The 11,950-nt window shown below is 45.3% G+C and carries 11 protein-coding genes and 1 pseudogene; 10 read left to right on the top strand and 2 right to left on the bottom strand.

The annotated features are described in order from the left end of the window. Positions 1-135 (bottom strand): annotated as a pseudogene (locus tag L5M10_RS01680) (IS110 family transposase); the annotation flags it as partial. 450 nt (positions 136-585) lie between these two features. Here L5M10_RS01680 and L5M10_RS01675 point away from each other — a divergent pair. The 7 genes from L5M10_RS01675 (at position 586) to L5M10_RS01645 (ending at position 7,791) form a co-directional block, all read left to right on the top strand. Further along, on the top strand, positions 586-2,277 hold the full coding sequence (locus tag L5M10_RS01675) for an Ada metal-binding domain-containing protein (RefSeq protein ID WP_263254737.1): 1,692 nt from the start codon (positions 586-588) through the stop codon (positions 2,275-2,277). Between the two features lie 45 nt (positions 2,278-2,322). Further along, positions 2,323-2,880 carry a methylated-DNA--[protein]-cysteine S-methyltransferase gene (locus L5M10_RS01670; RefSeq protein ID WP_263254736.1) on the top strand — a complete coding sequence of 186 codons (558 nt, stop codon included), beginning with the start codon at positions 2,323-2,325 and terminating at the stop codon, positions 2,878-2,880. Positions 2,881-2,927: 47 nt separating this feature from the next. Beyond that, positions 2,928-4,211, top strand: coding sequence for a DEAD/DEAH box helicase (locus L5M10_RS01665; protein WP_263254735.1), 1,284 nt, complete (start codon positions 2,928-2,930; stop codon positions 4,209-4,211). Between the two features lie 72 nt (positions 4,212-4,283). Beyond that, positions 4,284-4,754, top strand: coding sequence for a dual specificity protein phosphatase family protein (locus L5M10_RS01660; RefSeq protein WP_263254734.1), 471 nt, complete (start codon positions 4,284-4,286; stop codon positions 4,752-4,754). A 139-nt stretch (positions 4,755-4,893) separates the two neighbouring features. Continuing rightward, on the top strand, positions 4,894-5,793 hold the full coding sequence (locus L5M10_RS01655; RefSeq protein ID WP_028761082.1) for a chemotaxis protein CheV: 900 nt from the start codon (positions 4,894-4,896) through the stop codon (positions 5,791-5,793). Between the two features lie 171 nt (positions 5,794-5,964). Continuing rightward, on the top strand, positions 5,965-7,191 hold the full coding sequence (gene sstT, locus L5M10_RS01650) for a serine/threonine transporter SstT (protein ID WP_263254733.1): 1,227 nt from the start codon (positions 5,965-5,967) through the stop codon (positions 7,189-7,191). Positions 7,192-7,266: 75 nt separating this feature from the next. Further along, entirely contained in the window at positions 7,267-7,791 is a 525-nt protein-coding gene (locus L5M10_RS01645) for a CIA30 family protein (protein ID WP_263254732.1), read from the top strand. 173 nt (positions 7,792-7,964) lie between these two features. On the opposite strand, the gene L5M10_RS01640 is transcribed toward L5M10_RS01645, so the two are convergent. Further along, a complete protein-coding gene (locus tag L5M10_RS01640) occupies positions 7,965-9,344 on the bottom strand; it encodes a Gfo/Idh/MocA family oxidoreductase (protein ID WP_263254731.1) in 1,380 nt (459 codons plus the stop codon). Between the two features lie 669 nt (positions 9,345-10,013). On the opposite strand from L5M10_RS01640, the gene L5M10_RS01635 reads away from it, so the two are divergent. The 3 genes from L5M10_RS01635 to L5M10_RS01625 all read left to right on the top strand — a co-directional run bounded on the left by L5M10_RS01635 (position 10,014) and on the right by L5M10_RS01625 (position 11,866). Continuing rightward, complete coding sequence (locus tag L5M10_RS01635; protein ID WP_263254730.1) at positions 10,014-10,430, top strand: DUF4279 domain-containing protein; 417 nt, start codon at positions 10,014-10,016, stop codon at positions 10,428-10,430. 143 nt (positions 10,431-10,573) lie between these two features. Then, positions 10,574-11,041: a DUF3617 domain-containing protein gene (locus L5M10_RS01630; protein WP_263254729.1), complete on the top strand. Its 468-nt coding sequence runs from the start codon at positions 10,574-10,576 to the stop codon at positions 11,039-11,041. A 384-nt stretch (positions 11,042-11,425) separates the two neighbouring features. Continuing rightward, positions 11,426-11,866, top strand: a complete 441-nt coding sequence (locus L5M10_RS01625; protein ID WP_263254728.1) for a hypothetical protein — start codon at positions 11,426-11,428, stop codon at positions 11,864-11,866. Positions 11,867-11,950 lie beyond the last annotated feature (84 nt).

Below are 11,950 nucleotides of genomic sequence, written 5' to 3'. Positions count from 1 at the left end.
CTCAATTTGAGCAAGAAAGGGAAGTAAGTCCTTGCGTCTAAGCATTTTCTTTTTGATTAACTTACCCGCTTTATCGACGCCAACAGCATGAAAAACAGACTTTGCGATATCTAAACCGATTGTAGTAATCTTCATAGGTGGACCCGTCCTCTTTCTGATGAGTTTTAGCGACTACATCGTGGCCCATTGCGAGGCCGATTAAAAGTGGATGGGTCCATTCCATTATCCATGGCGATTGCGGTTATTTGCAGACCTAGTGGACTAAGTTAAAAATAACCAACACGGCATAAAGTGCGTTACCCCGTGGTTAACATCAGCCGCCGGGACGGAGCGTCTAGGGCACTCCACTTCCGTGTCGCACCAATTCAAAAGGTGGCCGACATTCTGTCATTGATGCGCCTTGAATTGAAGCACCCTAGACGCTCTGAAACTCGTATCTTCAGGTAGCTTGGGTATATAAGATTTCATGCCCTAAAAGCATTGAAATGATTGAGTTCCGTTTTCCGCTAGTGCTACATGCTAGTTTTACGTAAAGTAATGAACAAGAAATTAATTGTGAGCGAATATTGTCGGGCGTGGTGAAAAATGAGTGCAGATAGAGTGTCTAAGAGTGCGATTAAGCGTGATGAAATAGATTCGGTGCATTCACTGGAGTCCAGTGCGGGGCTACTTTCTGCGTCCATTTGCCGTGAAGCGAGGATGAGCCGCGATCCGCGGTTTGATGGTAAGTTTTTTGTGGGCGTATTAACGACGGGCATTTATTGCCGAACTGTGTGTCCTGCTGTGGCACCAAAAGAGCAAAATGTGCGTTATTTTGATTCGGCCATTAAAGCCGCGCAGGCGGGATTACGCCCATGTTTACGTTGTCGGCCCGACAGTGCGCCGGGATCGAATCCTTGGAAGGGGACTGGCACAACGTTAGCGAGGGCCATTAGCTTAATCGAAGCGGGCGCCTTAGCGGGAAAATCATCGGGAGAGCCAGCTTCGACAGTAACACAATTGGCTGACCGATTAGGGATCAGCAGTCGTTATCTCAATAAGCTCTTTACCGAAGGCTTTGGCACTTCGCCAAAACAATATGCCTTATATCGGCAATTACTGTTTGCTAAACAATTATTGCACCAAACCCAATTACCTATCACTCAAGTCGCGATGGCGGCGGGTTTCAATAGTATTCGCCGTTTCAATGAGGCGTTTAAGCAAACCTTGCAATTGACGCCGACCCAGTTAAGAAAAAGTGCATTAACTAAAGTCGCAAAGGAGTCCATGATTGAGCCATCAACAGGATTAGGTGAGATTGATACTATGGGTGAATTTGTGCCGCACTATGGATTAACCTTGTATCAGTATTATCGGCCGCCATTGGATTGGGCATCACAGCTGGCGTTTTATCGCTTACGTGCGGTAACAGGGATGGAATGGTTCACGCCGCAGATGAGTCATCCACAAGCGAGCGATGTCGTTGGCGATGAGGCGTCCGTGGTCGATGAGGCCAAAGCTGGCGATAATGGGCTCGAATATGGTCGCTGTTTTGCCCTAGGTAAGATGCGCGGCACAGTGCACATTATCCATGAGCCTAAGCTAAATCGCTTCAAACTCGCGATAATGTTGACCGAAGATTCCCCTGTCGATGAGCTGCAATTGCTGGTCACTGAAGTGCGACGCATGTTAGACCTCGATGCGGATATGCTGCAGATTGAACAAGGCTTAAGTGCGCTACCAAGTTTAGGATTAACACCGTTTTCGGGATTACGCATTCCCGGTGCAGGCTCCTTATTTGAGGCGGCCTGCCGTGCGATTTTAGGCCAGCAAGTGACGGTAGTGCAGGCGACTAAGCTACTTAATCAATTGGTTGAAGCCTATGGCGAGCGCTTTAGTCTCAATGGTTGCGAGTATCGTTTATTTCCTACACCCGAGGCCATTCGTGAGGCGAGTCTAACTGAGCTAAAAATGCCCGGCGCTCGTAAGTTAGCCCTCAATGCGCTCGCGGCGTTTATCTGTGATCATCCTGAGGCGAGTGTCGATGATTGGCTCAGCGTTAAGGGCATAGGTCCTTGGACAATCGCGTATGCTAAGCTTCGCGGTTTGGGCGATCCCAATGTGTTTTTGCATACCGATTTGATTGTTAAAAAGCATTTGCTGGCCTTGTATGGCAAGACCCATAGGCTGGATGAAGCCGCTGCGGGTGCCGTCAACTACCCGAAGCTGTGTCAGCAGCTGAGTCAAGACATCGCGCCTTGGGGCAGTTATTTAACCTTTCAGCTTTGGCATCAATAGCGACTAAAACGATCTAAGTTGAAGACATAAATAGAGAGATAAATTATGAAACATGCGATTCGTCAATTGAGCCAAGCGCCGAGTATTGCTGCGTATCAGCCTTGTGCCGTAGATACTTTTATGAGTCCTGCCGGAATATTGCAGTTAAATGCCAATGCCTATGGGCTGAGTCATTTAACGGTTGTCGGCTCGGATCGCACTGAGATTGCGCTTGCTAAGGTGAGTGAGGATGTCCTCAATCAAGCTAAGGCGCATATTAGTGAAACTCAAGTGCAGCTCGCGCGTTATTTTGCAGGTGAACTGATTGAATTTAATTTAAAGCTCGCACCTAAAGGCACTGAATTTCAGCGCGACGTATGGCAAGCCTTGCTCAATGTCGATTATGGTCAGAGCTGCAGCTATGGGCAGATTGCCGAGCAAATTGGTCGGCCTAAGGCGGTGCGTGCCGTGGGCGCGGCCAATGGTGCCAATCCCATTGCGATTATCGTGCCTTGCCATAGAGTGATAGGCAAAAATGGCAAGTTAACGGGTTACGCCTATGGGCTTGCGATGAAACAGCAGTTATTAACGCTGGAAACTGCCAAGCATTGCCTCGATATTTAAGCTAGAATAGCCGCCTATTAAGATATTGGTGAGCAGTTAAACTTTCTATGACTCAGGCTTCTTCCTCTGCGGCAAGCTTTGCCCAACTCGGCATTATTGCACCCTTGCTAAATCGATTAACCGAATTAGCGTATGTTTCGCCCACACCAGTACAGGCGGCGACGATCCCCGCTGTGCTTGCGGGGCGCGATGTGTTAGCCGGTGCTAATACGGGCTCGGGTAAAACGGCAGCCTTTGCCGTGCCGCTGTTGCAACAACTTGTTGAGGCAAAAACAGAGGATAAGACAGGTGCTTATGTTCGTTGCTTGGTCTTAGTACCAACCCGTGAATTAGCCCAACAAGTCGCTGACAGCTTTCTGTCCTATGCCTCGCATTTGAATGGCAAACTGAAAATTGTCGCTGCGTTTGGCGGTGTGTCGGTGAATGCGCAAATGCAGAGTCTACGCTCTGGCGCCGACGTCCTAGTAGCAACGCCGGGTCGTTTGTTAGATCTGTTGTCGAGTAATGCCATCAAACTCAATCGTGTCAGCGCCTTAGTGCTAGATGAAGCTGACCGCATGTTAAGCCTTGGCTTTACCGAAGAATTAGCCCAAGTGCTCGACGCTTTGCCCGTCAAGAAACAAACCTTATTATTCTCAGCGACATTCCCTGAAGAGGTCCGTGAGTTAACGGCAAAACTGCTTAATAATCCACTTGAATATCAATTGCAAAGTGAGCAAGAAAGCACGATTCATCAACGGGTGATTACGGTTAATCGTCCGATGAAAACCGCATTATTGGCGCATCTGATTAAAGAACATCAGTGGTCACAGGTGTTGATTTTCGTGAGTGCCAAAAATACCTGTAATCACTTAGCGCAAAAGCTGTCTAAACGTGGGATCACTGCCGAAGTGTTCCATGGCGATAAAGCCCAAGGTGCGCGTACGCGGGTGCTCGATGGCTTTAAAAATGGTGAGATCAGTGTGTTAATTGCGACCGATATTGCCGCCCGTGGTATCGATATCGATAAACTGCCTGTGGTGATCAACTTTGATTTACCAAGGAGCCCTGCAGATTATATGCATCGTATTGGCCGTAGTGGCCGCGCCGGTGAAGCAGGCTTAGCCGTGACCTTGATTTCCCATGAGGATTATCACCACTTTGGCGTGATAGAGAAAAAGAACAAGCTTAAGTTAGTGCGTGAGCAAATTGTCGGTTTTGAAGCCGATGATGAAATGCCAGCCGAACTGTTAGAACAAGCTAAACCTGTCGCCAAGCCTGAAGGTATGGGTAAAAAAAAACGTAAACAGTTACCGCCTGCCAATGCTGAATTTTGGGGTAAAAAATCTTAAGTCGTTGGAAACAAGCTATTCTTAGCTTATCTCTGGCGTTCCTTGTCATCTCACTTGTCGTAGGTAAGGTTTATGCAACACTTATTCTGGTTAGTTGAAGGTAAAGTCGCAGGGCGCAGTGGCCCTAATAAAGATCCTTGGGATTTAAAAGCGCTCAAAGAGGCCGGTATTGGTGCCATTCTGTCGGTCAATGGGGGCGAAGGATGCGAGCCGAGTGCGTTTAAGCAGCTTGATTTACGTTACGAATGTATTCCCTTTTCGCGCAATGTGCCGCCTCAAGATGGGGATGTGGCGATTTGTGTCGCTCAGTTGCCCAAGGCACTCGCCTTTATTCAGCAATGTGAAGCTGATGAGCTGCCTGTAGTGTTCCATTGTCGCTCTGGCAAGGATCGCACCAGTCTTATCATGGCCTATTACTTGATGGTCAATGGTGCAGCGCCATTACATGCGGTGAGCCAAGTTCGTAATATTCGCGATATCGCTTTTACTGCCGAAGGTTGGGATCAATTCGCCTTTGATGTCTTGTACGCATTACAAGACTAAGCACTTGTCGGCGATTGGCATCGAACCTATTAATAAATAGGTAATAATAGTTTCATTCGTTTGACCTTAGTCATCAAAATTTTACTGTGTTAAGGTTAAGCTATCCGAAGGTTGTTTTTAGTGAGTTATTTATCTAATTATGAAAAGTAAGGCAAGTCAGTCACAGGGATTACTACTGTTTCGGTTATCACAGACTCAAGTGTTTGCCTTAGGCACGTTGAAAGTGCGTGAGCTGGTGCCGTACACACAGCTAAGCAAAATTCCCCAATCTCATCCGACGATTCTTGGCGCTTCAACTATTCGTGGCCATACGATTCCTATCATAGATATGGCAGCTGCGATTGGTTATCGGCCGATAGCCCCTGAAGAGCGCGAAAAATGCTACATCATCATCACTGACTGTCAGCGGATGATCATTGGCTTTTTAGTGCGTGGTATCGATAAGATTATTGAATGTAATTGGCGCGATATTGAGGCGCCTTCTGCTAATTTGGGCAAGAATGCTTACTTGACTGGCGTGACTCGTTTTGAGGACCAGTTAGTACAATTGCTCGATGTTGAGTTATTGCTGTCGAAAATTTTCCCTAATAACCCACAGGCAAATCGGGCAATCTTGACCGATGTGCAGCGTGAGAAACTCAAACCCATGAATATCCTGTTAGTGGATGATTCTAAGGTGGCACGTAAGCAGTTATCCGATGCCCTTGATATGATCAACATCCCTTATCGAGTGACCGCCGACGGTAAAGAAGCCTTAGTCATGATGGAACAAGCGGCACTAGAGCATCACCCCATAGATATTCTGGTGAGTGATATTGAGATGCCGGGACTAGATGGTTACGAACTGGCGTTTGAGGTGCGTGATAATCCACTGACCGCCAAGGCATACATCATTTTACACACGTCTTTATCCAGCGAAATAAGCGTGAGTCAGGCCCACCAAGTGGGGGCAAATGAAGCGCTGACTAAGTTCGATGCCCACGAGTTGATTGATGCCATGTTGCGTGGTGCCGATTTAGCCATGAAGCAGCGCCAATAAGGCGCTTGTTAGTTTTTTGTATGCTTTTTGCGGGACAAGGGTAATTTAGTTAGCTTATTTCCCCGCAAAACTAGACAAGTCTAGTCACATCCTATAAAAACCTTATTGCCCTCATTTCCGAAGGTGCGCGTTGGGGATCTCAACCGAAATATAATAACGACAGGTTAAACCATGAAAAAAGAATCATCATTATTAGCTAAGTTGGCTAATGGCAGTCTCGTATTACAAATCTTATTAGGGATTATCGCTGGTGTGGTGTTAGCGAGTTTTTCACCCGATAGCGCAAAAGATATCGCCTTCTTAGGCAGTTTATTCGTTGGAGCACTAAAAGCGATTGCTCCAATACTGGTATTTATCTTAGTAGCATCGTCGATTGCCAATCAAAAGAAAAATACGCAAACCAATATGCGCCCAATTGTGATCCTGTATTTATTGGGGACCTTTGCCGCGGCGTTAACTGCTGTGATTTTAAGCTCTATTTTCCCCACGACTTTAGTTTTGGTTGCTGGTGTGGAAGGTACAAGTCCTCCACAAGGTATTGGTGAAGTGATCCATACCTTATTATTTAAACTGGTTGATAATCCAGTGAATGCGTTAATGACGGGCAACTATATTGGTATTCTTGCTTGGGGTGTGGGCTTAGGTTTAGCCTTACATCATGCTAGCGATTCGACTAAGCAAGTATTTGCCGACATGAGCCACGGCATTTCGCAAATGGTGCATTTCATTATTCGTTTAGCACCTATTGGTATTTTTGGTTTAGTTGCTGCGACGTTTGCTGAAACCGGTTTTGCCGCAATTGCGGGTTATGCGCAGTTATTAGCAGTTTTATTAGGTGCGATGGCCATTATTGCCTTAATCGTTAATCCTTTAATTGTTTACGTGAAGATTAAACGTAATCCCTATCCGTTGGTATTTCGTTGTCTGCGTGAAAGTGGCGTGACGGCATTTTTTACCCGCTCGAGTGCGGCGAATATTCCGGTGAATATGGCGCTGTGTGAAAAATTAAATCTGCATGAAGACACTTACTCAGTCTCTATTCCCTTAGGTGCCACCATCAATATGGGCGGCGCGGCGATCACTATTACGGTATTGACCTTAGCTGCGGCGCATACCTTGGGCATTCAAGTCGATTTACTCACCGCATTGTTATTGAGCGTTGTAGCCGCTATTTCGGCTTGCGGCGCCTCGGGTGTGGCGGGTGGTTCATTACTGTTGATCCCACTGGCTTGTAGCTTGTTTGGTATTTCTAATGATGTCGCCATGCAAGTAGTCGCTGTCGGCTTTATTATTGGTGTGGTTCAAGATGCTGCCGAAACCGCATTGAACAGCTCAACTGACGTTATCTTTACCGCTGCTGCTTGTGAAGCCGCTGAGAATAAAGCTAAACTGAGTTAACGAGTGCTGTTATTCGTATTGAAAAGTATTATGGAAGCAGTCACTTAGGTGGCTGCTTTTTTTATGGGAGTCGTTATGATCTTTTTTGATTTTAGAGTGCGAGATGCCGCAAAGCCCTGGTATGGAATAAATGACACTGTGATGGGCGGTTTGTCTCGCAGTAAGATGACGGTGTCACCTTTAGGCTATGGTGAGTTTAGCGGCCATGTGTCGCTGGCAAATGGCGGCGGGTTTGCTTCAGTGCGTTGTGAGTTTAGCCCTATAGATGTCAGTGGATTTACTGGGATCTATGTCGAACTCGATGGCGACCGACCTAAAGATTATAAAGTGAATCTAAAGGATGTCGACACACCCCAAAGCACGGTTTATCAAGCGCCTATGCCCGCGCCAAGTCATCAAACGTTTGGCGTGAGTGGCGCTAGAGTCTTGAATTGGCAGCGGATAGAAATTCCCTTCAGTGACTTCTTGCCCCAATGTCGGGGTAAACCGATTTCCCGAGTGGCAATAGATTTAAGCCAAGTCTGTAGTCTAGGGCTAGTGATTGGTGCCCAGCAGAGTGGTGATTTTTCTTTGAAAATCAAAGAAATTGGCTACTATTAGCGTTTATAGTTGGTTTCTTATCATGAGTTTGTTGCCCCTAATTGCTTGTCCCTTATTGCTATTGATGGTGTGGGCATCTCTAAGCTTCATTTAAGAAAAGAAAAAGGATAAGGCCGAGGCACTTATCCTTATGGTGAACCCATCAAAATGATGAGTTTGGCGAAAGCCGCTGCTTAAGCGCCGACAATCCCTAAGGGTTTGGCCGTTTGCCATGCGCCGCGGGTAAAATCTGGGAAGGTGACTGAGTTACTGCGGTCATTGAGTGAATGTTCACTTAAGATATTCACCACCGACCAAGACGCGCCATCGTACACATCCTGATCTAAGGCCTCGCCATTGCGCAGGCAATAAATCATGCGCCATAACATCACAAAATCCATGCCGCCGTGGCCGCCGTTAATCTCAGCTTCTTTGCCTATACGTTGCCATAGAGGGTGATCATATTTGTCATACCACTTTTGCATGTCCATATCCCACTCGTGGTAACTCTGACCAAAGCCACCATTTTCGACGGCGATACGATTCGGGAAACCCGCAAACACGCCATTTGTCCCTTGGATTAAATTGTGGCGACTGTAAGGTCTTGGGCTCGTCGTGTCATGCTGCACCATGATGGTCCGGCCCTTAACGGTCTTAATCAGACTGGTATTGATATCCCCATTGATGTACTTGAGCTGATTACGCTCATGATCGGCGGGGAATTCACGTTTAGCATAGAGCGCACGGCCAAGAGCGGGCGAACTCATCGAGGTTAGATAATCAAATCTATCACCGCGGTTGATGTTCATATACTGGGAAACTGGTCCTAAACCGTGGGTCGGGTACAAGTTACCGTTGCGCTTGGTATGCCAATAAGTCCGCCATGAGCCCGTCTTATGGTCTATTTCCTTCATCTGCCAACGTAGCTCGTGGATATAAGCGGCTTCACCGTGGAGCAACTCACCAAACACGCCTTGGCGCACCATGTTGAGTACCATAAGTTCTTCACGGCCGTAGTTGACGTTTTCCATCATCATGCAGTTTTTCTGAGTGCGTTCGGCGGTATCCACAATTTGCCAGCATTCCTCTACTGTGAGTGCTAACGGTACTTCGACAAAGGCATGTTTACCGCTTTCCATCGTCTCTATCGCCATAGGTGCGTGCCATTCCCATGGAGTAGAAATGATCACAATATCAATATCATCGCGGCTTAAGAGATCGCGATAGCTCAGGTCATTACCAGTATAGACAGTCGGTTTTGGCCGATTCTGTTTAACGATATGATCCACGGCTCTGTCCAGCACCGCTGGGTGAGTATCACAAATAGCTTTAAGTTCAACGCCTTCTAAATGACAGAATTGCTCGACATGGCTAAAGCCACGCTCGCCAACACCGATAAAGCCAACTCGAACCACGTCCATCTTGGGTGCTATGAGTCCGATAACGGATTTACCCGTTTGCGGTTTAGGGGCGACACTACTGGCGTAGGCGTTGAGGGCAATATTGGCTGTGACGAGTCCGGCGGTAGCGGCACCCGCTGCCTTAAGAAAATGACGACGATGAATGTTATGCATAGCGCTTCCTGCTTTATTTTTGTTTTGTAGGGATATTGAAATATCACTTGGTCTTATTTGTGCGGTAATTCACTTATGGGTTATATCAGAAACCCTATTAAAATTGGCAATAAAAGATGTAACAAGCTCCTATAAGTCCATTTGATATATGAAATGCGTACGTTACGGGGTTATGTAAAAATTTTAAAAAAACAATTTCTTGAGTTATTTTTGTTGCGAGTTCATCAATATGATCAAACCAAACTAAAAAACGAAAGTGGGCAATATATGGAGCATATTCATACCAAAGGATTGAGTTCTAGATTTGTAGAAATAACGCTACAGCCCCCTTGTGCTTAACTCTTCAACAAGAGTCGTAGAAACTGGAAGAGATACAATTGTATCTAAATTGCTTGTTTGTGAGTGCTTTCTGTCAATACACGTGCGTGTTATCTCAAACATCTAAATCTAAAAATATTTAAAATTAAACACTTACAGGTTACCGTTTTAGGATAATTGGTCAGGAAAACGCGCATGCGTGTCTTTCTGATGGATTCTTGTATATGAAAAGCGGTAGAAAGCTGATAACTTCTAGTTAATACAGATAGTTAAGTGTGTGCGTTTTTATTTTTCTATGGACGCCAACGCTACGCTGCATTGGCGCTTTTTAGCTCAGCATTAGGGCCTTTTATGGGTGCATTTGAATATTCACAAGCCACTCTTCGGATCTTCGGGGATGATTTGATACCTGAAAACGTATCAAATTTACTTGGTGGTACAGCAACTAAAAGTAAAAAGAAAGGTGATGAAGATGTCAGCAAAACCAGTGGAAAAGTGCGGATTGCCAAAACGGGTAGCTGGCATTTTCAGGCTAAAAAGAGAGAGCCAGAAGACCTAAACGCGCAGATTGGAGCAATTTTATCCCAGCTAACAAGTGACTTAGCGATATGGGAAAAGCTTTACCAAAGCTACAAAGTTGACATGTTCTGCGGCTTGTTTATGGGCAACTGGAATGATGGTTTGAGCTTGTCACCTGAAATCATGCTGGCACTTGGTCAACGTAGAATTGTTTTAAGTTTAGATGTTTATAGTGGGTCGGACGATTAAGATGGTTGTCGCCCCTAAAAACAAATGTTAAAGCCAGCAAAATTGCTGGCTGCGACCTCAACCCGCAGCACGACTTTGCGTGCTAAATTTGGGCGCTAGACACTAAAACCTTACTTGTTTTTCATTAATTAAAGGAATAATAAATGACCCACCTAATTACTAAAGTGATGTTAACTGGACTCATAGTGGCATCAACTCATCTTCACGCTGAAAACTATGACTTCAAACCGGGTTTATGGGAAACCACTTGGAAATCCGAAATAGTAGAAATAGACGCACCTCCTGAAATGGAGAAAATGATGCGGAGCATGGCCAAAAGGCCTGATTACACGGAAACTGAATGCATAAATGACATCGCCTCTGCATTTGATTTAGAGCCTGAAGAAAATGAAGGCGAAGAATGCCAAACCAACAGCAATTGGATCAGTGCTAACAAGATGGTGTTTGAAACATCATGCACTAGCCCTGATGGTGCATCTAAAACAGTGGGTGAAATGCGTTTCAATGGGAAAACGTTCACTTCTAAGCTTGAAGTGACAACCTCTGAAGAGTCAATGAAAATCAAGTCGAAACTCGTTGGCAATGGAAAATATATTGGCGCTTGTGACTAAGTGCCATACAAACTCTTCAACTTGACGCATAACGGTTAGCAAGGATGTTATGAGGGCAGTTAGTAATATAGAGGGGATTTATTGGACTTTTGCTGACATTGCCAGTTGGTCTGTTTGGCTGCCGTTCTCATTTTATCGACGTCTATACAGCGCGGTGTTTTTATTCAGCTCGCTAGATAAGTCTTTTAGCTGCCTTTACTTTAGCGATAAGTAAATAGTGATAAAGATCGCGTTTTTATTTTTAGATTGAGCTACACTGCCGATTAATTAGTCAAAGGTATTTATCTTTTATATTTTAAATATTTAGCAAATTTAAATTAACCAAAAAGTTACATTTGACGGGCGATTTGAAGTAATTTGCTGCTGTGGGGAGTAAAGAGTTAAATGGGTTCTATGCTTAATGTACTACCACAACTGACATTCACTTTAGGTGATTGGGTATTGCATAAGGATATCAGGATGTCTGGGATCGAAAAACGCCGTCGCCTTCATTGGCGGGAGACAGATATGCAAAATCGTGAAATTATAGGTCGTTGGTTAGATGGGCGTCCTTTATTGGGTGACAAAATTACCCTCTATAAAGAAGACGATAAATATTTTTTAGAAACTTGGTTTAGTGATGGCTGCCATAGTTTAGATGAAGTCTTTATGACGCAAACTCCTGAGGGCCATAAGCTAGAGGATGTTGGCGGCAATTTCTTTGGTGAATTTTTTATCGTGACATCGTCGCAGCAATTACAATTTTGTAATGAGCAGGGCTGTTATTTCCAAGCGGAAAAATTAGCGACTGATGTCGATTTTGGTCAAGGTATACGCGTCGCTTAAACGACGACAGTCGAATCCGTAAATAACTAAGGTCGCACGATAGCTAAGAGCTAAGTCGCGACCTTTTGCTTTTATGGAATTGTA

The sequence above is a fragment of the Shewanella sp. SM32 genome, from assembly GCF_025654235.1.
GTDB classification, from domain to species: Bacteria; Pseudomonadota; Gammaproteobacteria; order Enterobacterales; family Shewanellaceae; genus Shewanella; species Shewanella oncorhynchi.
The sequence above is the reverse complement of the archived record's forward strand: the minus strand, read 5'-3'. Positions and strand labels throughout refer to the sequence as shown.

Excerpts from the sequence above, each read along its gene's own strand:
- L5M10_RS01660 (WP_263254734.1), top strand. The coding sequence starts at position 4,284 with ATGCAACACTTATTCTGGTTAGTTGAAGGTAAAGTCGCAGGGCGCAGT.
- L5M10_RS01655 (WP_028761082.1), top strand. The coding sequence starts at position 4,894 with ATGAAAAGTAAGGCAAGTCAGTCACAGGGATTACTACTGTTTCGGTTA.
- L5M10_RS01625 (WP_263254728.1), top strand. The coding sequence starts at position 11,426 with ATGGGTTCTATGCTTAATGTACTACCACAACTGACATTCACTTTAGGT.
- L5M10_RS01675 (WP_263254737.1), top strand. The coding sequence starts at position 586 with ATGAGTGCAGATAGAGTGTCTAAGAGTGCGATTAAGCGTGATGAAATA.
- L5M10_RS01670 (WP_263254736.1), top strand. The coding sequence starts at position 2,323 with ATGAAACATGCGATTCGTCAATTGAGCCAAGCGCCGAGTATTGCTGCG.
- L5M10_RS01645 (WP_263254732.1), top strand. The coding sequence starts at position 7,267 with ATGATCTTTTTTGATTTTAGAGTGCGAGATGCCGCAAAGCCCTGGTAT.
- L5M10_RS01665 (WP_263254735.1), top strand. The coding sequence starts at position 2,928 with ATGACTCAGGCTTCTTCCTCTGCGGCAAGCTTTGCCCAACTCGGCATT.
- L5M10_RS01635 (WP_263254730.1), top strand. The coding sequence starts at position 10,014 with ATGGGTGCATTTGAATATTCACAAGCCACTCTTCGGATCTTCGGGGAT.
- L5M10_RS01640 (WP_263254731.1), bottom strand. The coding sequence starts at position 9,344 with ATGCATAACATTCATCGTCGTCATTTTCTTAAGGCAGCGGGTGCCGCT.
- L5M10_RS01630 (WP_263254729.1), top strand. The coding sequence starts at position 10,574 with ATGACCCACCTAATTACTAAAGTGATGTTAACTGGACTCATAGTGGCA.
- sstT (WP_263254733.1), top strand. The coding sequence starts at position 5,965 with ATGAAAAAAGAATCATCATTATTAGCTAAGTTGGCTAATGGCAGTCTC.